The organism is Neobacillus mesonae (assembly GCF_023715155.1).
GTDB classification, from domain to species: domain Bacteria; phylum Bacillota; class Bacilli; order Bacillales; family Cytobacillaceae; genus Neobacillus; species Neobacillus mesonae_A.
The window spans coordinates 106283-130718 of the sequence record NZ_JAMBNQ010000002.1 but is presented as its reverse complement, the minus strand read 5'-3'; the positions used below and the strand labels follow the sequence as shown (position 1 = coordinate 130718).

The 24436-nt window shown below is 42.4% G+C and carries 27 protein-coding genes and 1 pseudogene; 13 read left to right on the top strand and 15 right to left on the bottom strand.

Features of this window, described 5'->3' with window-relative positions; all coding sequences use genetic code 11:
• The first annotated feature begins 342 nt into the window (after positions 1 to 342).
• Entirely contained in the window at positions 343 to 1104 is a 762-nt protein-coding gene (locus M3183_RS03475; protein WP_251466527.1) for an RsfA family transcriptional regulator, read from the top strand.
• An 87-nt stretch (positions 1105 to 1191) separates the two neighbouring features.
• Here M3183_RS03475 and lipL read toward each other — a convergent pair whose 3' ends face one another.
• The 4 genes from lipL to pta all read right to left on the bottom strand — a co-directional run bounded on the left by lipL (position 1192) and on the right by pta (position 4320).
• Positions 1192 to 2040 carry an octanoyl-[GcvH]:protein N-octanoyltransferase gene (gene lipL / locus M3183_RS03470; protein ID WP_251466526.1) on the bottom strand — a complete coding sequence of 283 codons (849 nt, stop codon included), beginning with the start codon at positions 2038 to 2040 and terminating at the stop codon, positions 1192 to 1194.
• Positions 2041 to 2102: 62 nt separating this feature from the next.
• On the bottom strand, positions 2103 to 2294 hold the full coding sequence (locus tag M3183_RS03465; RefSeq protein ID WP_251466523.1) for a hypothetical protein: 192 nt from the start codon (positions 2292 to 2294) through the stop codon (positions 2103 to 2105).
• A gap of 15 nt (positions 2295 to 2309) precedes the next feature.
• Positions 2310 to 2450: a hypothetical protein gene (locus tag M3183_RS03460; RefSeq protein ID WP_251466521.1), complete on the bottom strand. Its 141-nt coding sequence runs from the start codon at positions 2448 to 2450 to the stop codon at positions 2310 to 2312.
• Between the two features lie 898 nt (positions 2451 to 3348).
• Positions 3349 to 4320: a phosphate acetyltransferase gene (pta, locus tag M3183_RS03455; protein WP_251466518.1), complete on the bottom strand. Its 972-nt coding sequence runs from the start codon at positions 4318 to 4320 to the stop codon at positions 3349 to 3351.
• Positions 4321 to 4580: 260 nt separating this feature from the next.
• On the opposite strand from pta, the gene hemQ reads away from it, so the two are divergent.
• Together hemQ and gerQ are read left to right on the top strand one after the other, a co-directional pair.
• Positions 4581 to 5327, top strand: coding sequence for a hydrogen peroxide-dependent heme synthase (gene hemQ / locus M3183_RS03450; protein ID WP_251466892.1), 747 nt, complete (start codon positions 4581 to 4583; stop codon positions 5325 to 5327).
• 254 nt (positions 5328 to 5581) lie between these two features.
• A complete protein-coding gene (gene gerQ / locus M3183_RS03445) occupies positions 5582 to 6046 on the top strand; it encodes a spore coat protein GerQ (RefSeq protein WP_396953693.1) in 465 nt (154 codons plus the stop codon).
• Between the two features lie 281 nt (positions 6047 to 6327).
• On the opposite strand, the gene M3183_RS03440 is transcribed toward gerQ, so the two are convergent.
• The 7 genes from M3183_RS03440 to mobA form a co-directional block, all read right to left on the bottom strand.
• The gene (locus M3183_RS03440) at positions 6328 to 6699 is read right to left on the bottom strand and encodes a DUF423 domain-containing protein (protein ID WP_251466516.1); all 372 of its coding nucleotides are present in this window, start codon (positions 6697 to 6699) and stop codon (positions 6328 to 6330) included.
• Between the two features lie 58 nt (positions 6700 to 6757).
• Positions 6758 to 7033: a YwdI family protein gene (locus M3183_RS03435; RefSeq protein WP_251466513.1), complete on the bottom strand. Its 276-nt coding sequence runs from the start codon at positions 7031 to 7033 to the stop codon at positions 6758 to 6760.
• A 198-nt stretch (positions 7034 to 7231) separates the two neighbouring features.
• Positions 7232 to 8251, bottom strand: coding sequence for a thiazole biosynthesis adenylyltransferase ThiF (locus M3183_RS03430; protein ID WP_251466510.1), 1020 nt, complete (start codon positions 8249 to 8251; stop codon positions 7232 to 7234).
• Between the two features lie 273 nt (positions 8252 to 8524).
• Positions 8525 to 8671 (bottom strand): hypothetical protein, encoded by a 147-nt coding sequence (locus M3183_RS03425; RefSeq protein WP_251466508.1) that lies wholly within the window; start codon positions 8669 to 8671, stop codon positions 8525 to 8527.
• 187 nt (positions 8672 to 8858) lie between these two features.
• Entirely contained in the window at positions 8859 to 9092 is a 234-nt protein-coding gene (moaD, locus tag M3183_RS03420; RefSeq protein ID WP_251466506.1) for a molybdopterin converting factor subunit 1, read from the bottom strand.
• Complete coding sequence (locus tag M3183_RS03415; protein WP_251466504.1) at positions 9085 to 9552, bottom strand: molybdenum cofactor biosynthesis protein MoaE; 468 nt, start codon at positions 9550 to 9552, stop codon at positions 9085 to 9087. The genes moaD and M3183_RS03415 overlap by 8 nt, the downstream gene beginning before the upstream one ends.
• A gap of 27 nt (positions 9553 to 9579) precedes the next feature.
• Positions 9580 to 10191 carry a molybdenum cofactor guanylyltransferase gene (gene mobA / locus M3183_RS03410; protein ID WP_251466503.1) on the bottom strand — a complete coding sequence of 204 codons (612 nt, stop codon included), beginning with the start codon at positions 10189 to 10191 and terminating at the stop codon, positions 9580 to 9582.
• A gap of 197 nt (positions 10192 to 10388) precedes the next feature.
• Between mobA and pdxK the strand changes: the two genes are divergently transcribed.
• A complete protein-coding gene (gene pdxK / locus M3183_RS03405; RefSeq protein WP_251466501.1) occupies positions 10389 to 11198 on the top strand; it encodes a pyridoxine/pyridoxal/pyridoxamine kinase in 810 nt (269 codons plus the stop codon).
• Between the two features lie 148 nt (positions 11199 to 11346).
• Here the strand turns inward: pdxK and M3183_RS03400 are convergent, their stop codons facing one another.
• From M3183_RS03400 to M3183_RS03390, 3 genes and pseudogenes are all read right to left on the bottom strand, one after another.
• Entirely contained in the window at positions 11347 to 12423 is a 1077-nt protein-coding gene (locus tag M3183_RS03400) for a Ger(x)C family spore germination protein (protein ID WP_251466496.1), read from the bottom strand.
• Positions 12420 to 13454: pseudogene (locus M3183_RS03395) on the bottom strand (GerAB/ArcD/ProY family transporter); the annotation flags it as partial. The pseudogene M3183_RS03395 and the gene M3183_RS03400, both read right to left, overlap by 4 nt.
• Before the next feature lie 73 nt (positions 13455 to 13527).
• The gene (locus M3183_RS03390) at positions 13528 to 15018 is read right to left on the bottom strand and encodes a spore germination protein (protein ID WP_251466491.1); all 1491 of its coding nucleotides are present in this window, start codon (positions 15016 to 15018) and stop codon (positions 13528 to 13530) included.
• 217 nt (positions 15019 to 15235) lie between these two features.
• On the opposite strand from M3183_RS03390, the gene M3183_RS03385 reads away from it, so the two are divergent.
• Positions 15236 to 15583 (top strand): YojF family protein, encoded by a 348-nt coding sequence (locus tag M3183_RS03385; protein WP_251466489.1) that lies wholly within the window; start codon positions 15236 to 15238, stop codon positions 15581 to 15583.
• 19 nt (positions 15584 to 15602) lie between these two features.
• A complete protein-coding gene (gene bshB2, locus M3183_RS03380) occupies positions 15603 to 16271 on the top strand; it encodes a bacillithiol biosynthesis deacetylase BshB2 (RefSeq protein WP_251466486.1) in 669 nt (222 codons plus the stop codon).
• A 53-nt stretch (positions 16272 to 16324) separates the two neighbouring features.
• Here bshB2 and M3183_RS03375 read toward each other — a convergent pair whose 3' ends face one another.
• A complete protein-coding gene (locus M3183_RS03375) occupies positions 16325 to 17068 on the bottom strand; it encodes a Crp/Fnr family transcriptional regulator (RefSeq protein ID WP_251466485.1) in 744 nt (247 codons plus the stop codon).
• A 291-nt stretch (positions 17069 to 17359) separates the two neighbouring features.
• Between M3183_RS03375 and M3183_RS03370 the strand changes: the two genes are divergently transcribed.
• The 7 genes from M3183_RS03370 (at position 17360) to M3183_RS03340 (ending at position 24264) form a co-directional block, all read left to right on the top strand.
• A complete protein-coding gene (locus M3183_RS03370) occupies positions 17360 to 17809 on the top strand; it encodes a cytochrome C (RefSeq protein ID WP_251466483.1) in 450 nt (149 codons plus the stop codon).
• Positions 17810 to 18076: 267 nt separating this feature from the next.
• The gene (gene nosZ / locus M3183_RS03365) at positions 18077 to 19945 is read left to right on the top strand and encodes a Sec-dependent nitrous-oxide reductase (RefSeq protein ID WP_251466481.1); all 1869 of its coding nucleotides are present in this window, start codon (positions 18077 to 18079) and stop codon (positions 19943 to 19945) included.
• Between the two features lie 78 nt (positions 19946 to 20023).
• Positions 20024 to 20593: a hypothetical protein gene (locus tag M3183_RS03360; RefSeq protein ID WP_251466478.1), complete on the top strand. Its 570-nt coding sequence runs from the start codon at positions 20024 to 20026 to the stop codon at positions 20591 to 20593.
• Complete coding sequence (gene nosD, locus M3183_RS03355; RefSeq protein ID WP_251466476.1) at positions 20590 to 21933, top strand: nitrous oxide reductase family maturation protein NosD; 1344 nt, start codon at positions 20590 to 20592, stop codon at positions 21931 to 21933. Before M3183_RS03360 ends, nosD begins: the two co-directional genes overlap by 4 nt.
• Positions 21897 to 22694: an ABC transporter permease gene (locus M3183_RS03350; RefSeq protein WP_251466474.1), complete on the top strand. Its 798-nt coding sequence runs from the start codon at positions 21897 to 21899 to the stop codon at positions 22692 to 22694. Before nosD ends, M3183_RS03350 begins: the two co-directional genes overlap by 37 nt.
• Positions 22691 to 23368 carry an ABC transporter ATP-binding protein gene (locus M3183_RS03345; protein ID WP_251466472.1) on the top strand — a complete coding sequence of 226 codons (678 nt, stop codon included), beginning with the start codon at positions 22691 to 22693 and terminating at the stop codon, positions 23366 to 23368. Before M3183_RS03350 ends, M3183_RS03345 begins: the two co-directional genes overlap by 4 nt.
• Positions 23365 to 24264 carry a FixH family protein gene (locus M3183_RS03340; protein WP_251466470.1) on the top strand — a complete coding sequence of 300 codons (900 nt, stop codon included), beginning with the start codon at positions 23365 to 23367 and terminating at the stop codon, positions 24262 to 24264. The genes M3183_RS03345 and M3183_RS03340 overlap by 4 nt, the downstream gene beginning before the upstream one ends.
• Positions 24265 to 24436: the final 172 nt, after the last annotated feature.

The window sequence follows — 24436 nt, the reverse complement described above, 5'->3', positions numbered from 1 at the left end:
TACACTCTATAGTTTACCCAATAGATGGTTTTGCACCACATCAATTGGAAATAGTAAAAAATATATCGGACATCTATTTAACTCCTAAGGTATTTTACAGTTTCTAAACGGTCAATGCAAGCTGCATTCTGTATCCAAATTTGTCTAAAAGCTGATATACAGCCTAAGCGGAATTACTTTTTCCAAAAAATAAATATATGTATTTAAAAAATCTATTATCCTTTTAACCATTTTGGTATAAACCTGAAAAAACTTGTCCATCATAAGACTAGAACTTTTAAACTATAGCCCAAATTAGGCTGATCATTCATTGAAAAAATATTATTTAGGGAGTTGAAACAGATGAAAGTTCGTCAAGACGCATGGACAGATGAAAACGACTTGCTTTTGGCTGAAACAGTGCTTAGGCATGTTAGGGAAGGAAGCACACAGCTGAACGCTTTTGAAGAAGTAGGTGACAAATTAAACCGGACATCAGCAGCTTGCGGCTTTAGATGGAATGCCGTTGTCCGCCACCGCTATGAAAAAGCATTGGCTCTGGCAAAAAAGCAGCGTAAACAAAGACAGCGAATTTTAGGTAAAGAGCAAGGCGGCAAGAAAAAACTGCTTTACAATCCACCAGTGGCATCACCTAATGAACTAGATTCATTAACAGCAGATGTAGAGATACCTGCAGCACCAGAAATGCCTGTAAATGATGTACCAGCAGCGGACGTCGAAAATATGACAGCAGAAATGGCGATGGAGTCCTATGTAGTAACACCGCAGGCACAAATTCATACCCAGCCGGCCGCTAGAATGACAATGGAGTCCGTTATCGCTTTCTTGCAAAACTTTAAACATTCCAATCTGCAAAATGAAGCATTAAAAATAGAGAATGAAAGATTAAAGCGGGAAATTGCGGAATTAAAGAAACAAAACGAAGAATTATCTGCAAAGGTGAAAGGACTCGAAGAAAATTCCGAAACTATGCAGGAAGACTACGAAACACTGATGAAAATCATGAACCGCGCCCGTAAACTTGTATTATTTGAAGAAGAAGAAAGACCCGCCACCACATTCAAAATGGACCGTAACGGAAATTTAGAAAAAGTAGCGGAATAAGGTTCCCGGCATTTGGGGAGAAGAGAACATGTGCAGCATCTCGATTTAAAAAGAGAGGCCAGGCTCAAGGAGGAGAGAAATCTCCTCTTAAGAGCCAGCCTCTTTTTGCATTTTTTTAAACGGTTCGTTCCGTTCGACAATCCGCTGAACATAACCAGGTAAAAGCTCAAGTTCATATTCATTTAACTGTCCAGCATATAGTTTTTCACCATATTGCTTGAGCTGGGTTAGCAGTCGGACCATAATATCGCTGATTGAAAATTCCCGGCCATACAATTCTGACAAAGAAGCCATCACGTCCGGCACCACTTCCGGATAGATGAATTTAGTCTGTGCATTCCTTTTTGCCCTCTCGTAAAACTCATGCACCAACTCAGCCCGCTTTGCTCCGCTGCCGCTGACACATAGATAAATTTGCACCGCAACCCCTTTACGCAGCCGTCTTTGCGAGATGCCGGCAAATTTCTTTCCATTAATGCTAAGATCATAGCTTCCAGGGCAATAGGAGCCAACAATCTCCCTTGCCTCGATGGTTTGCGGAAAGTCAGCAAACATGCTTTGAATCAGTTCCCACATCGTGTCATAACCGCGATTGATATCAATTCCTTTTTCCGCCTCTGGCAAAATAAGCGAAATATTGAGGACACCGGCGTCCAGAACAACAGCCAAACCGCCGGAATTCCGCACCACCGCCTGATACCCCTGTTCATTTAAAAATTGGATTCCATCCTGCAAAAACGGCAGCTTGGTATCCTGAATTCCCAAGACAATCGTATGTTGGTGAACCCAAGTCCGGGCTGTCGCCGGTGCTTTTCCCGCTCCAACTGAAGCACACAATGTATCATCATAACCAAATGACTCCACCGCACCATAATGCGGACCAATAGAAGACTGGTCAATAATCCGCCACTCAGGCTGTCGCAATAAACCTTCCATCATTGTTACTCCTTGTATGTTTATAGTGATTATTTTACCAAAACTACGAAGAAAATGCCGTTTTAAACATTATGAAGGATTGTTCTTAATCTTCGGGACTTGTTTTGTCTTTCATTTTCCTGTTGAAAGACAGTTTTTGGATTCCGGGTCAGGTTTTGTCCTTCATCGCCTGGATGAAAGACTGTTTTCGGATTCTTGGACCCGGTTTTGTCCTTCATCGCCTTTATGAAGAACTGTTTCTGGATTACCTCCACCGATTTTGTCCTTCATCACCTGGATGAAAGACTGTTTTCAGATTCTTGTTCCCGGTTTTGTCCTTCATCACCTGGATGAAAGACTGTTTTTGGATTCTTGGACCCAGTTTTGTCCTTCATCGCCTCTATGAAGGACTGTTTCTGGATTACCTCCACCGATTTTGTCCTTCATCGCCTCTATGAAAGACTATTTCTGGTTTCTTGGACCCGGTTTTGTCCTTCATCGCTTGGATGAAAGACTGTTTTCGGATTCTTGGACCCGGTTTTGTCCTTCATCACTTGGATGAAAGACTGTTTTCGGATTCTTGGACCCGGTTTTGTCCTTCATCACCTCCATGAAAGACTATTTCTGGATTCTTGGACCCGGTTTTGTCCTTCATCGCTTGGATGAAAGACTGTTTTCGGATTCTTGGACCTGGTTTTGTCCTTCATCGCCTTTATGAAAGACTGTTTTCGGATTCTTGTTCCCGGTTTTGTCCTTCATCGCTTGGATGAAAGACTGTTTTCGGATTCTTGGACCCAGTTTTGTCCTTCATCGCCTCTATGAAAGACTGTTTTCGGATTCTTGTTCCCGGTTTTGTCCTTCATCACCTCCATGAAAGACTATTTCTGGATTCTTGGACCCGGTTTTGTCCTTCATCGCTTGGATGAAAGACTGTTTTCAGATTCTTGTTCCCGGTTTTGTCCTTCATCACCTGGATGAAAGACTGTTTTTGGATTCTTGAACCGGGTTTTGTCCTTCATCGCTTGGATGAAAGACTGTTTTCGGATTCTTGGACCTGGTTTTGTCCTTCATCGCCTTTATGAAAGACTGTTTCTGGTTTCTTGTTCCCGGTTTTGTCCTTCATCGCCTCTATGAAAGACTATTTCTGGTTTCTTGGACCCGGTTTTGTCCTTCATCGCCTTTATGAAGGACTGTTTCTGGATTATCTCCACCGATTTTGTTCTTCATCACCTTTATGAAAGACTGTTTTCGGATTACCTGCACCGGTTCATAAAATAAAAAAAAGCCAGCCCTCCAACAAAAGAAAAGGACCAGCTTCAGTCTCCAAAATTATAACCCTTGTCCTGCAGTAATAAGTGCAAGTTTGTAAACATCCTCTTCATTACAGCCGCGGGAAAGGTCGTTTACCGGGCGGTTCAAACCTTGTAAAATCGGACCGACTGCCTCAAATCCGCCTAACCGCTGGGCAATTTTATAGCCGATGTTGCCCGCTTCTAAACTTGGGAAGATAAATACGTTCGCATCACCTTTAATCACAGAATCCGGTGCCTTGCTCGCTGCAACAGATGGAACAAAGGCTGCATCGAATTGGAATTCGCCGTCAAGCACCACAGATGGGTCGCGGCGTTTAGCTTCAGCAACAGCTGCCACAACACGCTCCGTTTCTTCTGATTTTGCTGATCCTTTTGTTGAAAAACTTAACATTGCCACACGCGGCTCGATATCAAACATCTCAGCCGTTTTCGCACTCTCCAAAGCAATTTCTGCTAAATCATCGCTGTCCGGGGAAATATTAATCGCACAATCCGCAAATACATATTTCTCATCATCGCGCACCATAATGAACACACCCGATGTTTTCTTGACGCCTTCCTTGGTTTTGATAATCTGCAAGGCAGGACGTACCGTATCAGCCGTAGAATGGGTTGCCCCGCTGACAAGGCCATTTGCTTTATTCATATAAACAAGCATCGTGCCAAAATAGTTTACATCTAATAAAATCTTGCGTGCCTCTTCTTCCGTTGCTTTCCCTTTGCGGCGTTCCACAAAAGCTGCTACTAACTCGTCCATTCCTGCATAATTCTCAGGATCATAGATTTCAGCGGCATCCAATGAAACCCCAAGCTCCTTTGCCCTTGCTTGGATATCCTCTATTTTGCCTAGTAAAATTGGGGTTAACAGTTTTTCTTCCGCTAAACGGCCGGCAGCTCTTAAAATCCGTTCATCCAGGCTTTCTGGAAAAACAATTTTCAAATCGCGGCCGGAAATTTTATTTTTCAATCCTGTAAATAAATCACTCATTCGATAAACCTCCTATTTGCAAACTTAACTACCTTTAGCATACGTTACCAGAACATTTTTTCAAAGTTATGTATATCACAAAATAACGTTTTCAAGTAAAAGTTTATATTTTTAAAATATTGCACCTGCCATTTACTATTTACTTCCTTTTATAAAAATATCCATCACAGTGGATTTAGGGTTTTATATGGGGATGTCATGGTCAAACTATGTTATAGTAATGATGTTTGATGAACAATGATGATGTAGGAGTGATATTAATGAATGAAGCAGCAAAAACGCTTGACGGCTGGTATTGTCTTCATGATTTCCGTACCATCGACTGGACCACATGGAAAATGCTTTCAAACGATGAGCGTGAAACAGCCATCCACGAGTTTTCAAGTCTAATTGAAAAATGGAATAAAACACAAGAACAAAAAGAAGGCAGTCATGCATTATATACAATTGTTGGTCAAAAGGCTGACTTTATGATGATGATTCTCCGTCCTACCATGGAAGAACTCAATCAAATTGAAACTGAATTCAATAAAACTAAATTAGCAGAGTTCACTGTCCCTGCATTTTCTTATGTATCAGTAGTCGAGCTCAGCAACTACATGGGGTCTGACGATGGTGATCCATACCAAAATCCATATGTGCGCGGACGCCTTTATCCAATTCTTCCTAAAACAAAGCATGTCTGCTTCTATCCAATGGACAAGCGCCGCCAAGGCAATGACAACTGGTACATGCTTTCCATGGAAGACCGCCGCGAATTAATGAAGAGCCACGGCATGATTGGCCGCCAATATGCAGGCAAGGTAAAGCAAATTATTACCGGTTCTGTCGGCTTCGATGACTATGAGTGGGGCGTCACTTTATTTGCAGAAGATGTGCTCCAATTTAAAAAGCTAGTTTATGAAATGCGCTTTGATGAAGTCAGCGCACGCTACGGCGAATTCGGCGCTTTCTTTGTTGGGAATATTTTAGAAGAAGAACGTATCGCAAGCTTTCTTCATGTATAAATAACTAGGGCTCCCTTACTGCTAAGGGGGCTTTTTATTTTTCCTCGACATCTCCAAGTCATATATCCTCACTTCTCCTCATACTATTAAACAGTGAGAAGGAAATGCGGCAGCACGGTTTTACAAAGCCCCGAACAGCCACAAAATCCTAGTAAAAAGATGAATTCCTGCCCTTTTAGGTACCAATTTGGGGTTTACGGAGTATGAATAGAATTGTTGGGCCATTGTTTTATTTTAGTTTAGGAGGGAAAAAGATGAGCCAATATTACAATCCTCAAGGATTTCAACCCTACACAGGTTCAGCTGGACAACAAGGTGCACAGCCGATGGGCGGAGGCGCAGGTCAGACATTTTACCCAACCCAGCAGCAGCAATTTCCGCCGCCAGGCACAGGAGCAATGCCAAAACCGCCGTCTGCAACACCTGCAGTCCCTGGTATGCTTCCTATTGAACAGTCATACATTGAAAATATTTTACGTTTAAACAAAGGCAAATTAGTCAATGTGTTTGCCACCTTTGAAGGAAATTCACAATGGAATGCCAAAGAGTTTCAAGGTATCATCGAAGCTGCCGGAAGAGACCATCTCATTTTAAGCGACCCTCAGTCAGGAACACGCTACCTCATTCCAATGGTATCAGTGGACTACATCACTTTTGCTGAGGAAGTCGAATATGAATACCCATTTGGCGCTGGACTAGGGACTTATACTCCACGTTAATTTAAAAAGGCATTGGAGCCCCCCAATGCCTTTTTTACTTGCAATATAATGTATAAGTTTCATCTTTCCAGAATGATCCAGCCTCGCAAAAAAGCTGCAACAGCATTAGCACCGCACGAAGGAAAAGCGTTAGCCTTTTTCAAAGAGCACCCAGCCAGCTTCCATCTTCGAATAGGCCAATTCGAACAGCTTGAATCAAATAACCTCAAAAATACGACTTTCAAAACCAAAGAACATTTGCTATGCCTTGAGGCTGCCCATGGCGCTTACGCTTTTCTAATTTAAAAATTTTTCACTGCTCCAATAATCATCAAAATCCATGCTGCCAAAAAACAAACACCGCCAATTGGTGTAATTGCACCAAGCGGCCCGATTTTCGTCAGACTTAATACATATAAGCTTCCGCTGAACAAAATAATCCCAATCAACATTAACCAGCCAGACCAAGTAAATAAGGAGCTTGACGCAGCCTTTCCAAGCAGCAAAGCAATAACCAAAAGACCTCCTGCATGAAACATTTGATACTGTACCCCAGTCTTCCAAATGTCCAAATAATGAGCATCCAGCTTATCCTTCAAGCCATGTGCCCCAAAGGCCCCAAGTGCCACCGCCAAAAAGGCGTTTAGTGCACCAATCACAATAAATGTCTTCATCTTTATTTTCCTCCCATACAAGAAGAATGCAGCAGCTTTACCCGTTTCAGCCTGATGGTTAAAAATCAAACAGTGAATCACCATTCGCATCATCATCTGCATCCAGTTTTTTCGGCTGCGGGATGGAAATCGGCTGCTGTAAGACAACCGGCTGATTTACTTGCACCTTACTCCATTCCCCTGCCGTCGAATCTTTGCTTTCATCCAAAATCAATTCGCATAATATTTTAATAGAGTAAACCTTTTCCCGCAAGCTTTCTTGCTTTGGAGCGTTCTTCGCCTGTTTCAGCTCTTCTTCCATTTTTGCTAATAGCTTTTCTACCGATATACTCATGAATGCCACCTCTGCCAGTAATCTTGTCTCTATTCTACATGAGTATCGCCGACTTTTCGAAAAATTAGTCTATCGACATGTTTCACGTGAAACATGTCGGATTCTGGAAGTCTAATTTGATATATCTCTTAAGCTTCCAATCCATCCATACTCACACAAAAAGGGAAACTCGTACATATACCAAGTACGAGCTTCGCCTTATCCCAATATCCGTTGATAAATCGTCTTTGCATGCGTCAAATCCTTCGTGCCATGAATAAGAGCACGCCCATCCTGGAAAATCACCATCCGCTCTTCATCCATCTCCACTGACAACAAATACGGATTACCCTTGACATTATAGCCCAGAGACTTTAGCTGCCCTGCAAGATCCTCCAAAATGATGCCGCCTTGAACCGCGGGACGGATTTGGACTGTATCACGGCCGCAAAGCACCGTTGTTTTTGTCATATTTTCACGGTCCAGGTAAGGATATGTCCGTTCCTCGCCACAGGACAAACAGCCGGCAAATTTTGCCTTCGACATTTTCATACTTGTATATTGGTTGCGCCATAAATCAAAGCTGACAAAAGAAGTACGGACAGCCTCCCAATCCTCCACCAGCATTTTTAGCGCTTCAGCTGTCTGATGAGAAATCACCATTTGCACAGTCGGCGCAATAATTCCGCCCGTATCACAGGTCATCCCCTGCAGCGGAATTGTTCTTAACAAACAGTTCAAACACGGTGTTTTTCCCGGAATGATGGAAAAGCTCATTCCAAAACTGCCGACACAGGCCCCGTATACCCATGGAACATTGTATTTTTGTGCAGCATCATTCATAGCCATCCGGGTTTCAAAATTATCAGTCGCATCGATCATAATGTCCACATCAGCAATCAGTTCTTCCAGCAATTCCGGTGTGGCGTCACCAATAATAACCCTCACTTCTACATCCGAATTGATTGCCTTTAACCGTTTTTCCGCTGCCGCCGCCTTCGGAAGCCTCTCAGCAACATCCTCTTCTGTATAAAGCTGCTGGCGCTGCAGGTTGCTTGCCTCGACATAATCTCGGTCGACAATCGTCAGCCTGCCAACACCGGCACGCGTGAGGACTTCAGCGTTCCCGGACCCCAGTGCCCCAGCGCCGATAATCAGGACATGTTTGCGGCTGATTTTCTCTTGCCCTTCCTTCCCAATCCCCGGAAAAAGGACTTGTCTTGAATATCGTTCATTCATTTTCATTCCTCCCTTTTGAAAGGAAAACTCGCCGGATAAGGCGAGTTTTTAGTATATTACAACGATCAAAGACTGTTTGACTTAGTTTTCACTGCGTTTTGTCTTTAAGACGGCTTTTTAAAGACAACTTCTCTTGATTTCCGTCGCGTTCTGTCCTCAAGACGCCTCATTAAAGACTATTTCTCTTGGTTTCCACCATGTTCTGTCCTCAAGACACCTTTTTAAAGACAGTTTCCTCAGGTTTTAGCCAAGTTCAGTCTCCAAGAAGCCTTATTAATGACAATTTCTCTTGGTTTCAACTAAGTTCTGTCCCCAAGAAGCCTTATTAAAGACTGTTTCCTCTGGTTTCCACCATGTTTTGTCTCCATGACCGCTCATTAAAGACTGTTCCCCCGGGTTTACACCATCTTCTGTCTCCAATGCGCCTCATTAAAGACTGTTTCCCTGGATTTACACCATCTTCTGTCCTCAAGACCGCTTATAAGAGAAAAATCCTCTTATTTTTCCCACAATCCACCATTTTAAAACAGTTTCCTGTCCCATTTTTAAAAGGTAGTTTTCCCTTATATTGGGCAGGTCATTTTACACATCCGTAACTGCTAAGACCTCATCCTCCGCTTACCGGCGGAATAAAGGCAATCACATCTCCGTCTTGAATGACTTCATCATTTGCAGCAAATTCCTCATTAATCGCCGTCATCACGGTCTCAAGCCTTGGCAGGTCATATTTACCAGCTAATTCCGCCTTCAGCTCAGCTACTGTTTTCCCGCCTGCCTCGACTTCAAGGGACTCCTCGCCAACCGCATCACGCAAATGGGCAAAAAACAATACCTTATTCATGTAAATCACCTGCCTCTGGCTTTCCGTTTGGATACGCAACCGTCTCTAATTGATTGCCGACCCATTCTTCGCCGTCCTCCCAATGTTCCTTTTTCCAAATAGGGACGATTTCCTTGATCCGTTCAATCGCATACCGGTTCGCTTCATAAGCATCCGCACGGTGTGGTGTAGAGACTGCGATCACAACCGCCACATCCGTAATATCCAGCCGCCCAACCCGATGTGTGATGGCGGCACGTGAACCTTTCCAGCGCTGTTCAATTTCCGCACCAATCTGCTCCAGCTTTTTAACCGCCATTGCCTCATAGGCCTCATATATTAAAAATAATGTTTTCCTGCCATGCGTCAATTCGCGGACAGTTCCGATAAAAGTGGTAATGGCACCTGCTTCACGTTGAACCACTTTATCAATCACAGCTTGTACATTTATCGGTTCTTTTGAGATTTCATAAAACTTCAATGTCTTCACCTCTTTATTCAAGTCACTTTAGAATCCGTCTTTACTACTTCCCTCCACCAGTCTTTTCACCTTTTTATAATCCTTCGGTTCATTCATATTAAAAAAAATATGCTCCAGCTCACTATCATCAAAACCAGCTATATCTTTCTCTGTTATATATTTTACAGTTATCTGATCAAGTAAATGCCGCATGCTCAGATGGCCATTCTTCATACATTTCGCTGCTTTCTCCGCGATTTCCTTTCTATAGACAGCAAATAGGGGATGACATTTTCCATTTATCACAGGGACCACCGCATCAACAGATGGGCCATAATTGATCATCTTCTTTGCAAGTTCTGCTGAAACAAATGGCATATCACAGGCAGCGACAAAATTCAGCTCATCCTGACTCGCCTTTAGGCCAGCATGAAGCCCTGCCAGCGGGCCCATTCCAGTGAATTCATCCGAAACCATTTTTACCTCTAAAAACTCAAAGGCCTTCTGATTGTTCGTTACTAAAATGATATCATGAAAGGAACTTTTTAATCTGTCCCTTATTCTCTCAATATTGGTCTTCCCATTGATCTTCAACAACGACTTATTTGTCCCCATCCTGCTTGATTTTCCGCCTGCCAAAATAATCGCTGAAGCCTCCATGGTCAACACCCTCTTTTCTTATATCCCCATTGTAACCAGCTATGACACTGAAACGCAATGAAAAGAAGGCCTATGCCTAAAAGTTCATATCTCCCGGCTGATAACTTTTTTTCCATTCTTTTTCACATTTCTGTTATATTTCAACAAATGAATTATAATAAGAAAGTAGTCAAAAAGCACTTTAGGAGGGATACATAATGTCTATTAAAAAGGTTTTAACCATTGCCGGTTCTGATACAAGCGGCGGCGCCGGCCAGCAGGCAGATTTGAAAACGTTTCAAGAGCTTGGCGTTTATGGAATGACCGCTCTTACATGTATCGTGACAATGGATCCAAACGGCTGGCACCATAGTGTGGCTCCAATTGACGTAGATCTTGTTGAAAAGCAGCTGGAAACCGTGCTTTCTATCGGAATTGACGGCATGAAGACAGGCATGCTTGGAACCGTTGATATCATCGAATTAACTGCCAGAAAGATTGATGAATACAAACCTGGGCATGTCGTCATCGACCCTGTCATGGTATGTAAAGGCGAAGATGAGGTGCTGAATCCGGAAACAGCTGACGCTATGCGTGAACTGCTTTTGCCGCGTGCATTGGTCGTAACACCAAACTTATTTGAATCAGGCCAGCTTGCTGGAATGAAAACACCAAAAAACTTGGATGAAATGAAACAGGCCGCAGCAAAGATCCATGAATTAGGGGCCAAAAATGTCCTCATTAAGGGCGGCAGTAAGCTTCAAACAGAAGAAAAGTCACTTGACCTTCTTTATGATGGAAGGGAATTCAAAGTATACGAATCAGAAAAAATCAATACAACTTTCACCCACGGAGCAGGCTGCACGAATTCCGCAGCGATTGCCGCAGAACTGGCTAAAGGAAAGTCTGTTTACGATGCTATACAAGTGTCAAAAGACTTTGTGTCAGCTGCCATCCAACAAGGTTTCCGCTTAAACGAATATGTAGGGCCGACATGGCATGGTGCATACCGCCAAACGGTTAAATAAGAAAAGTATAAGCGCCTTTGGAACAAGCTCAGCTGGTTCCGGCAATGACTATTCTTAACAGCTTTCCCTAGCGGTCAGCCTGTGTCCAAAAAATATTCTTATATTATAAGTTACAAAAAGAGCTTGGCAGCACCAAGCTCTTTTGTCATCATTCAATGACGCCCTTTTCTAAAATGTCCACTTGCGTCTTGACCTTTATTTTTAAGTTAGGATATTGTTCCAACCACTTTTTGTAATCAAAGCCTCTCATTCTGCTTCTCACTTCATGTCCAAATCCCAGAGGGTCAATCTGTGCTTTCTGAAACGTACGAATCATTTCATCAGCCTGGTCTTCCAGCTGTTTTTCCATTCCTTTTCTAATACGTTCAACAGCCGCTTCAGACGTTCTAATTTTTTTGGACTCTCTGATAATTCCTTTTACCGTTAGTTCAACAGTGACTTCAGGTTTACCTTTGATTTTTTTTACCCGAACTTTGTGTCTTGTATTAATATCTTCAATGGCCACAAATGCATCCTCATCCAATTTTAATTTATACGTCACAAGCTTCAGCTTCTCTAATAAGGCCTTAAAAACAAATTGGTGTTCCTGCTTAAGGTTTTGGATATAACGGCCGTCTTTAAATAACGCAATTCCTTTGATCTGAACATACTTTCCATTTTTCTGAATGAGCGGCAAAAACGGATCACTTAATTTTGAATAATAGTTATTCAGGAAATTATGAAAGTTATAGGTCGGCACCAAACCTGAGTCTATATTTTGATCAATTAACATGGATAAAAATACACCTGTATCACGGTCGCCATACTTTTCTTTCAACAGCTGCTCTGCGTCTCCATCAACAATCGCAACCAATAATCTTTCACTGATAGAGGGGTCCCTTTCCAGGGTATCCACTATATCCCCTATTCCGCGCTCTGCAAGTTCTTTGCTGTAGACAGCAACTTCTAACTTGCCATTGACCATTTTCCGGGAAGAACTCTGATTCAGTTTTCTTAATGTTTCTTTACTCAGTTCATCACTTGCGGCATAGGTTTTATTGCCGACACTCTTATCTGGTTTAAAAACAGGAACAACCGTCGTGAGTTTAACCCGGTCACCGCCTGCATAATCATATCCAACAGCTGATGCCATATTCACATCATCCACTATCTGTGTAGTAACGCGGCCAAAGAAAATGGCGGAAAAAATAACAAAACATATCATGGCGATTTTTAGCTTTTTCATTGTCCCTTCCCCTTCAGCTTAAAGCGAATATGGTAACAAACAAAAAGAAAAGGAATATACAAAAAGATGAAGAAACCAATGTTCGTAATCCAGCTATTAAATTGTTGAATGATTTCCCTTTCTGATAATAAGGAGCAAATAACAAAACAAATAAACAATAGGAAGACAAGTGATTTTCTTTGCTTGATCTTATACATTTTTTTGATTCCACGGCTGGCAGACCACACCATTAAGCAGATAATCGGCATCATCACAATCGCCCAAGAAGTGACCCCGATAATTTCAAATCGCTCTACAAAAGGCAATTCGATAATTTTCCACATCATCAGCGTGGGCCAAATAACCCTTTTTAAATACTCCTGATCAAAAAAGGCCAATGTGACAACCACGACCAGCAGATACAATAAGGTTGTCAGAAGGTTTCCTAAGTGGGCCCATTTTTGAGACTTTTCAGGCTGCTTAATAAATGGATAATAGAATAATAAAAGTTCAAATCCTGAAAACGACAGGCTCGCCGTTTTAACAGATAGGGCCATCTGCGTGACAGAATGATCAAAGACTGGAAGCAGATTTCGAAAATTTGAAAATTCGATGGGCACAAAGAATGTCAATATCAAGTATGAAGGCACGACGACAGCTAAAAAACAGACCCCTGTCACCACACGAAATCCGCTCGAAACAACATAGTAGACAATAAGCAGCAGGACTAATGCTAACGGCCAGGTTTTTAATACAGGAAACATCCAAACTTGGACAATTTCAATATAGGCACGAAGCACCGTAATGGTCTGCAGGAGCATAAATAGGATATAAATAGTGCTTAATAAATTGCCGGGCCATTTGCCAAACGTCTGTTGATGGATTGAGATCAGGTCTCCCTTGTCTTTATTCAGCATAGAGTAGATCATCCAAATCATGAGATGGATGATCATCCCTGATAAAACAACAGCCATCCATGCATCTTGACCGGCGGTTTTAGCGAGCTGCCGCTGAAAGCTTAACACTCCTATCCCGTACTGCATCCCATGGACGAGGAAAAAAACAAGTTATGGCGCGATAAGAAACTCTTTTTTAATTTGCACGGTCATTAAGCCCCTTTGCGGTTCATTCATCAATATCCTTCACTTTATCCCTCTTTTTCACTGGGAATCGGACAGGATTTTTTGTTTGCAAAAAATCAGGCCTTTTAGATTGAGTGGAAAAAGGAAGCCGAACAAAGGCATCTTTTAAGTCACGGATATTGGGAGGAAAAATCGGCTCAAGATATGGCCGCCCCAAGGATGTTAATTTTAATAAATGGGTCATTAAAAACAAAAAGGCAATGGCAATTCCAAGCAGTCCCCATAAATCTGCCATTAAAAGGAAAGGAAAGCGCAGCAGGCGGATGGTATTACCCATACGGTAGACAGGGGTAGTAAAGGATGCCAAGGCAGCAAGTGCCACAAGAATGAGCAGGACATTACTCGTTAACCCTGCATCAACAGCAGCCGTTCCAATCACGATACCGCCTACGATACCAATGGTTTGTCCCACTTTTGTCGGCAGTCTTGCCCCTGCTTCCCGGAGAAGTTCAATCGTCAATTCAAGAATCACGGCCTCTAATATCGGCGGCAGCGGTATATTTCGCCGCGATGAAACTAATGTCACGAGTAAATCCTTTGGGATTAATTGATAATGATAGGTTAAAACAGCCACATAAACCGGAGTCACCATAATGGAAAATGCCACGGCGAATACCCGGATCAGCCGAAAAGCCGAAGCCATTTGCCAATTGACAAAATAATCTTCAAATGCATTAAAAAGCTCCATAATGGAAATGGGACCGATGATTGCATGGGAGGATCCGTCCACCATTATTACTACGCTTCCCTCCGCCAGAACTCCCGCGACCCGGTCCGGCCGCTCGGTATCGATGAATTGCGGAAAGATAGAATTTTTATTATCCTCTATTAATTGAGAGATAAAAGAACTATCAAGTATTTGATGGTAATCCAGGCTTTCAAGGCGCTGGCAGGCCGTTTGAACATTTTCATCATTGGTGATGCCCTCAATATAAAGTACGGCCACTTTTGTTTTGGAAAGCGAGCCAATAATATACTCTTTGACCTGTAATTCAGATATGGGAAGGCGGGAGCGAATTAAATTTAGATTGGTTGTCAGTGATTCGACAAATGCCTCTTTTGGTCCTACTACCGAATATTCCTCTTCGGGAATTGTGACGTCACGTGCCTTAATCATTGGAGCACGAACCAGGACACAGGCGGTATCCTTCTCATGAAACTGAATCAGAACAGAGCCCCTTAATAAAGCATTCTCTATTGTTTGGCAGTCACTTGTTATCTGCACATTTTGGATTGGAAGTGCGGCCTTTATCTCTGCTAATGACGTTAGTGCTGTTTGATGCAAGGGCGGAAGAATATCACGATGCAATATCTCTTCATCCACAATTGAACTAAAATAAGCAATCCAATATGGCTGCTGTGGGCGGGAGCTATAAAAATAAACAAAATCACCCGACTTTTTACAATGGTCGATTAAGCTGACATGTTCACTTATTTCCTTTTCGTCAGGCTTTTTAAAAAGCCACCTTTTCACAGTACATGCCCCCTTACAGGCAAAAAATAAGCAAATGTTTCTAGGAATAACATCTCCATGTAAACCATTCTTAATAGAGTTAATTATTTCCATGCAACTTTATGATATTTTTATAATCAAGCATTCACTTCGCATTTTTTTGCTAATTTTAGTATGATAATTACATTATTAATTTAAATTAAATTCATCTGTTATAAAGGGGAAGGAGGAGCGGAAAATGGAAGTTGTTGATGTCCAAAAGGTACAAGGAATCATTAATCAATTCGCTAACCAGGATGTTTATATTCACCTCGAAACTACAAACGGTGCTTATGCATCCCACTATGATCAGACGTTTTTTTCTGCAGGAGCCTATATCCGAAATGCTCTCGTCCGCTATGAATTAGGCAAAATCACCGGCAATGGCCCCTTTCGCATTGGTTTAAAGATAAATTTAGGCTGGGTTTACGCTGAGGGAATCACCCATTTTGAAGTAGACGAGCAAGGGAGACTGCTTCTAGCCGGCCATGATTATAATGGCAAACTTGCTGTTGCCTTAGAAATTAGCAAAACTCCGTTTGAATAATTCAGGAAGGAGAATCATTATGGAAAAAGAACGTCAAGTCCTTGTTGTGTTTCCTCACCCGGATGATGAGGCCTTTGGAGTATCGGGAACACTTGCCAGTCATGTACAAAATGGCACCCCGGTTACATATGCCTGCTTAACATTGGGTGAAATGGGACGGAATATGGGGAATCCCCCGTTTACCGACCGGGAAGACCTGCCAAAGATCAGGAAAAGGGAATTAATAGAATCAGCCCGTGCAATAGGCATTCAGGATCTTCGGATGATGGGTTTCCGTGATAAAACAATTGAATTTGAAGATGAGGACAAAATGACCAATTTGATGACCTCATTAATCCAGGAACTGAATCCATCATTAATCATTACCTTTTATCCAGGCTATGCGGTTCACCCCGATCATGATGCCACAGGTGCGGCCGTCGTCCGTGCAGTCGAAAAGATGCCCGCTGCCGCAAGGCCGACCCTGCACTGTGTAGCTTTTTCCAATGACTGCATTGAAAAGCTGGGTGAAGCTGACATTATCCACGATATTACTCCGGTTAATGACCGCAAGCTCGCTTCCATCCGTGCCCACCGTTCTCAAACGGAGCAGATGTTTGCCGGCATGGAAGAACAATTGAAAAACCAAGAGCCGGAAGTTATGGCCAGGATTAATATTGAACGGTTCTGGACATATCGGTTTGAATAACGGACACTTAAAAAAAATGACGCGTGCATGATAAGCACACGTCATTTTTCGCATTAATATTCCCGGTGCAGCACGGTACATAATCTGCACCAATCCAAAATGATGATTTTGCGGTACTTCAGCTCAATTAATTCTTCTTTTCTCAGCTTCGAAAACACCCGGCTGACACTTTCCCGCGTTGTTCCGACGACGGTTGCAAATTCCTGCACCGTTAACGGGATTTCAATTCCCCATCTATTGCTGCCCATATTAAACTTCCTTCCCAGACGCTCCAATGTCTTTACGGTTTTCGCATACACATCAAGCAAGGCAACATCCCGTAACTGTGAGGTCATCTCCCGCAGTGCATCACTCATATAACGAACCATTTCCAAGGCGAGATCCGGATAAACAGCCAAGTCTTTTTCCAGCTCATTTTTATCTAAAAACATAATTTTTCCGTCCTCAAGCATCGTTGCCGTTGCTGGATAACATTCCGCCTTTTGCGAGAATAAGCAGGCCTCTGCAAAAAGATCACCTTGCTGCTTCATACAAACAATGATCTCATTCCCGTTCTCATCCTGTTTGGTCAGCTTAACAGAGCCTGAACAGACAAAATACACGCCTTGGGCAGCTTCATGCTCAGAAATCATTTTTGTTCCCTTTTTGACTGCAAACGTTTGAATCCTCTTTTCAATCACTTCCAAACAAGAAGGAGGAAGATCTTTAAAAATGACAATCTTATGAAGAAGAGCCTTCTTTGTCAGTTCAAGATAAGAAGCTGAATGGTACTCCTTTAAGCAGTTATTCTTTTCCACAATGGTCGCCGCCTTTGACAAACAAATTCATTACCACCTATTGTAACCGTCCGCTTTACATCGTGTAGTGATTCATTTCACAAAACTCCCCCCTTACTTCCAGAACATTGTAAAAATCCTTCGTTTCACAAAACGTTCATTTTTAAAAAACCCTTATTTATCAAGCCCTCCAGCCCCCCTTCACAAATCGTTCAAATACCTCCTAATCAATGTGACTTATATCATACTTTGAAACACCACTCGGGGATTAGGATGAAATTGTTCATTTGAAAAAGAAGGAGGGGGACAATTGTGCAAAAAGCGATCATTAGTTTTGTGGCTAGTTTAATCATCGGGTTTGGCCTTGGTTACCTTGTTTTTGATGTAATGCTGGGGGAATCAGGAAGCGAACCGAAAACGGTGCAGGCAGAAAACAGCCAAACTGCTCAGCCAAAGGAGGAAAGCACAGATACAAAAGAGGCTGCAGCAAAAACGGTCTCTGTGGATGACGATAACATCCTGAATAAACGGGGATGTCTTGGCTGCCATGCCGTAGAGTCTCTAAATTTAAAAGGCGGTGCAGTAGGGCCAGACCTTTCCAAAGCCTTTATTAATGTTGAGGGAAAACATGGCAAGCCGATTGAAGAGTTCCTAAAACAGCCGACTTCAGCCGTTATGTCAGGGGTCATCGGCAAAAATCCATTAACAGATGACGAACGTAAGCAGGTACTGGATGTACTGAAAGAAGCATCAGAAAAATAAAGTGAAACTTCCATCAGCGGAGGGTTTTCTTCAACCACTTTTTACTAACTCTGCTATCATTGCTATCGCACCGTTAACGAGTCAGTACAAATCCGATTGGCTCAGGCTAACCCCCTGCTTACGCATCGGTATGTTTCGCTGTATTTCACTAATCTGACCTTTACAGGCAGCTAATCTCTCACCCTGTTTCTTTGTATACTCGTAATCTTGAGATGGGAGTCTTTCTGCCCGTTAAGGCGGGATAAATTATAAGGCAGGTGTAACGAAATGAAGAAATGGGTTCCAATCACGTCCGGTCTTCTTGCTGGATTTATCGCGGCAACGATTTCTTTTGCGAATTTTTCATCCAACCCAAAATCCGAAACGGCTTCGGCCAGTAATAAAAGCGATGCTGAAAAGGTGTATGTTCCTTTCGGTCAAAAAGACGATTACTATATGTTTGCATCTGGCGGCCATTCCGGCCAGATGTTCATCTATGGTGTACCATCCATGCGCAAAATCAGAACCATCCCGGTATTCTCTCCTGACTCCGCGACAGGATATGGTTTTGACGAACATTCGAAAAAGCTGATGGGCGGCTATACATGGGGAGATTTGCACCACCCCGCTTTCTCGGAAACAAACGGTGACTATAACGGCAAATGGATGTTTGCCACAGATGTCGGCAACAGCCGTGCTGCTGTCGTTGACTTAAAAACATTCACCACAAAGGACATTATCAAGGTGCCAAATACGGCTGGACCTCACTGTGCAGCATTCGTTACAGAAAATACCGAGTACATGTTTCTGCCAACGCGGTTTGCGGTACCGCTTGGTCAAAAATACGAGTCACTTGATGACTACAGCAGCAAATACCGCGGCGTGATGTCTGCTGTCACATTTAATGAAAAAAATGTAAAACTAAACATTGCCTATCAGGTTGCCCTTCCGCCTTGGTCCTATGACCTGTCTGATGCAGGTAAAAAGGGATCTAAAGACTGGGCTGTGATGACCACTTACAATACGGAAGAAGCCACCACCACAATGGAAGTAAATGCATCACAGGCTGACCGTGACTATATTGTGCTATTCAACTGGAAAGAGCTTGAGAAAATGGTTAAAGAAGGCAAGTACGAGAATGTCGGCGGTCAAAAAATGATTTTTCCTGAAAAGCAAAAAGGCGGCATTTATTTAGTCCCTGTTGCCAAGTCGCCGCATGGTGTTGACGTTACACCAGACGGTAAATACTTCATCGCATCAGGTAAATTGGCGCCGGCGATGACGGTATTCTCTTTTGAAAAAGCTTTTAAAGCAGTCCAAAATAAAGATTTTGCCGGCGAGAGAAACGGCATTCCAATTTTAAAATATGAATCTGTTATGGAACGCGAAGTGAATCCTGAAAACGCTCTTGGACCGCTTCATACCCAGTTTGATGATAAAGGTATGGCCTATACAACCATGTTTATTTCCTCAGAAATAGTGAAATGGGATCCAAAGACCGGCAAAACACTTGACCGTGTCCCTGTTCAATATTCACCAGGGCACTCTGTTGCAGCTGAGGGCGACACTGTATCACCTGACGGCAAATGGCTGGTTGCTTTGAATAAACTGGCGAAAGACACTTACTTATCTGTTGGGCCTTCTCACCCTGAATCGATGCAGTTAATTGACATCAGCGGCAAGATGAAGGTCATTCAATCCGCTCCAGTTGATCCTGAGCCGCACTACGCACAGATGATTAAGGCCGATAAAATTAAAACAATTGAAGTATATCCAAAAGATCCAAAAAACAAAGATGCTGTATATGAACAAAAGGATACAAAAATTGTCCGCAAAGGCAATGAAGTTCACGTTTATGGAATCGCCATGCGTTCAAGATTTGTTTTTGACGCAAAATCGAAACGCCCTGACGTAATTGAAGTAAACCAAGGCGACCATGTCTTTATCCACTTAACCAATATCGACTTTGATGAAGACATTACCCATGGTTTCGCTATTAATGACTATAACTTGAACATGGAAGTACAGCCAGGACAGACTAATACGATGGAATTTACCGCTGATAAAGCCGGAACATTCCCATTATACTGTACAAACTTCTGCTCTGCCCTGCACCAGGAAATGAACGGCTACTTCCTTGTTAAGCCGAAGAAATAATAATAGTTGGCTGGGTATCAATTTTCCAATTGATACCCTTCCCCTTAATAGATTTACAATTTAAAAGGAGTGGTTAACTTGAATGACAGGAAAAGATTATCACTTGTATCTTCACTGCTTATCGGGCTTTCTTCCGTTTTAATGATAGTTTCCATCTTTTTTCCTTGGTGGAAGATGTTATTTTTTGCACCACAATATCCGGAAGGACTAAATATCATCGTGTATCCGAATAAGCTGGCAGGTGAAATTGACATCATCAATGGGCTTAACCACTATATAGGGATGTCCAATTTTGGAGCGGAAAATTTTCCGGAACTTTCCTACCTGATTTACATTATTATCGGCTTAGCTGCCGTGACGCTCATCACCGCCCTGCTTCGCAATAAAAAGATCCTCTATGGATTAATCAGTTTGTTAGTCATCGGCGGTTTGATTGGAGTGGTTGACCTTTATTCAGCCTTGAAAAAATATGGAACTAATTTGGATCCGCATGCACCCATCAAAATGGATCCTTTTGTACCGCCGATTATCGGTGACAATACAGTCGCTAATTTTACAACTCACAGCATGTTAGGCACAGGTATCTATTTTGTCATTGCCGCCTTTTTATTATTACTAATTCCGTTATGGAAGGACCGAGTAAAATGAAAAAACGGACGCTCCTGATTCTTGTTTTTTCTCTCTTTTTCTTTGTAAAACCAGAGAAATATATGGCAGTCGAAAACTTGCAGGCAATGATCGACTCCATGAAAGAGGGAGCGGTATTACAGCTGGAAGGAAAAACATATGAAGGCAACATTGTGATCAAAAAGGCGCTGACACTAATAGGTACGAAAAACACCGTGATCAAAGGAGACGGAACCGGCAATGTCATTTCAGTTAAAGCTCCAAATGTAAAACTCAGCCATTTAACCGTGACAAATAGCAGTATGAATAGGAATTCGTCTGAAGAGTATGCTGCCATTAAAGTCTATACGAATCACAATGTAATTGAGCATATGACAATCCGCCATTCCTTTCACGGCATTTATTTAAGCAAAGCATTCCATAATATTGTCCGCTACAACCATATTAAAGGTTCAGGCAAAGGTAAGATCGCTGCCCAGGGCAATGGACTTCATATTTGGTATGCCGAAGATAATTTACTGTCCCATAATACAATTGTCGGCACACGGGACGGCATGTTCTTTGACTATTCGAATAACAACAAAAGCTATGATAATAACATCAGCAATACAAGGTATGGCTTGCATTACATGTATTCCGACGGCAATATTTTTGAACGAAATAGTTTTGCCATGAATACAGGCGGAGCAGCCATCATGAACTCAAATGAATTAAAACTAAAAGACAATCAATTTATCGTCAACTATGGAAATCAATCTTTTGGATTATTGCTTTTGATGGCAAATGATAATCAAATTCAGCATAATACGTTTTACATGAACCAGCGCGGCCTGTATATTGACCAGGCAACCCGAAATCTTATTCAAGACAACCGTATCATTCAGAATCAAATTGGAATTGAGCTTTGGTCGAGTTCCAATGATCAAATCTTTACATTAAACCAAATTTCCGACAATACCATCCCCGCCGTTTCCATCGGCGGTAAGGGAGAGCGCAATGCCTGGAGCAAAGCAGGCAAAGGCAATGACTGGGGCTCCTCCTTTCCGCTGACCGATCTCAATCAGGACGGCATCGGGGATTTTCCGATAACCTATTATTCCACCCTCCATCAGTTGATTGAGGACCAGGAACTTACAAGCCTATTTCTAAAAAGCCCAGCGATCAACATCTATGAAAAATTAAATGCGACGCAAGCGGACGAAAAGGTCATGTTTAAAGATCCACACCCGCTCATCTCAAAAACAAGCGGCCATTGGCAGATACTCTACATCGTAATGGGGCTGTTTGCAGTGGTGTTCATCTTCACAAAGGGGGGACGTAAATTATGCATTACATTTGGAAGGAATGGAAAGAGAACTTAAGGGGAAAAGGGCTTTGGCTCGCGCTAAGCATCATTGTTCTGATTTCAATCAGCATTCTGTTTCGTTCCTCTGCCCTTTCATTTGATAAAGGTTTTTATATTCTATTAGTCAATTTATTTGATACGATTATCTATTTTATCCCGATTCTCTGCTTAATCATTGGTGCTTTTTCCATTTTCCAAGAGAAAGAACAAAAGACCCTGATTATGCTGCTGACGAAAAAGGATAATTACACAAGCTTCCTTTTAAGGAAGAGCATAGGTCTTTATACGGTTGTTCTTTTACCGTTAATCGCATGGTTTTTCGTTTATCTCTTATTCTTGAAGTTTCAGTTCCAACTGGATATCAAGTCCTATTTCATTTTTGTTCTTTCACTTTTATGTATGTCTCTGATCTTTTTACAAATGGGTGCGGCGATTGGAAGTTTTTCACGCTCCCGGATGCAGATCATTGGCTATTCTATTTTTATCTGGTTTTACTTTTTCTTTTTGCATGATTTCATCCTGCTGTCCTTTCTGCCGGATGTCACCTATGAAAACGTCAAATTATTTTCTGCCGGGTATTTTTTAAATCCGCTTCAGGCTGTCAGAATGTTTCTCGAAACCGGCATCGGTGTCTATTCCTTCGGCCACATGTCGCGGTTCCTGCAATCTTTCATGTGGACTAAACCAGTATTTTTTTTACTAGGAAATTTAATCGTTTGGCTTGCTGCTTCCATTGGCATAGCCATCGTTTTCAACCGCAAGGAGGGATTTGAGTGATAAAAGTAGATCAGCTCCACCAATCCTACGGCAAAAAGGTCGTGCTCGATTCTATTTCGATTCACATTGCCAAAAATGAATTTTGTGCCCTTGTCGGCCGCAACGGCGCCGGCAAATCCACATTTATTCATAGTTTACTAGGCCTTATGCCGGTTAAACAGGGGAAAATAGAGATTAACGGCATGACGGTAACGAAGAAAAGCGATGCATGGAAACGGACCATTGCCTATTTGCCGGAAAAATTTATGCTCTATCCCATGCTGACAGGACTTGAAAATATGACGTTTTTTGCTGAAGCGGTATCCGGTAAGGCCGACCTTGAGCGGGTGGAACAGATTTTACAGTCAGTTCGTTTATGGGATGACCGCAATGAGCCGGTGAAGGGATATTCAAAAGGAATGCTTCAGCGCTTGGGACTTGCGATTACCCTGTACCAGGACGCCAGTATTTTAATTTTAGATGAACCGACAAGCGGAATCGATCCAATGGGACGGAAAGAAATCCTGGAAATATTAAAGTCACTGCAAGATAAAACGATTCTGCTCTCTTCCCACCATCTTGATGAAATCCGTCAGGTCTGTACCCATGTGGCCTTTTTACAAGATGGAAAAATGGAGAAGTATACCGTTGGGGAATTTTTACAAACACAGAAATTAGGAGGGTATGGAGCATGAAAGGAATAATGGCTGTTTTGCTGTTTTTGGCAGCACTGCTCACAGGCTGCAGTTCCGGGCCCGATTATACGATTAAACTAACGAAAGAACTTTATTTTCAGCAGGATAAGGCCTCGCCTATTGAAATCAAGGTAACCGGGAATAACAAACCGGCCAAAGGATTAACCGTTAAAGCGGAATTATCCATGACCAATATGGATCATGGAACTGCCAAGGTGACGTTAAAGGAAGGCAAGGACGGCATCTACGCTGGCGAAGCCAAACTGCCAATGACCGGGAAATATGAAGCCGCCTTTACACTAGAGAAGGACGGCAAAAAGACAGATAAAATAATTGATTTAACTGTAGAAAAACCAAAAGGGGCAGCCAAAATTAATGGGCAATGGATTACCACAGATGACATTGCCTTTTATCAATTCATTAACCAGCTGCAGCTTGAAATTAACCGGGAAGCAGCGAAGAAACAATACAGCGGCAAACAGTTAGAAGAGGAATTATCCTACTTGGATTCACAAGAAACATTAGCAAAAGATCAAAACCAGCTGTTAACGCAGATTATCCGCCTGCGCTCAATGGCATTGCTTGCGGAAGAAAAAGGACATAAAGCCTCAGATGCCGATGTCGCACAAGAGCTTGAAAAGGTCCGCGGGCAGTATAACCAGTTCTCTTCAGCCCAAAAACTAATTAAAACCTACTGCGAAGGGAAATTCTGGGCAGCAGAAAAGGAACAGTACAAAATGATCGTCCTCTCGAAAAAGGTTCAAGAAGACGTCTTAGCCCAGGTCAAAAAGGAGAACCCAAAAGCAGGCGATCAAGAGGTACTGTATTTAGCACAGCAAAAATATGAAGACCTGCTGGTTTCCCAGGTGAATTCGCTGAAAATTGAGATCCTGTAGGTTTTTGGTATCTAGCAATCGGCCATCAATGGCGCGGTTGCTTTTTATTTTTGTTTGGGTGAAGGGCTTTACGGCGGGAGTTTTATTAAAGACAGGGTTGATAATTACTTTCTCCATAGACAATTCACACGGGACACTTCCACCATGCATTTATCTAGTTTTGTCCCATAAC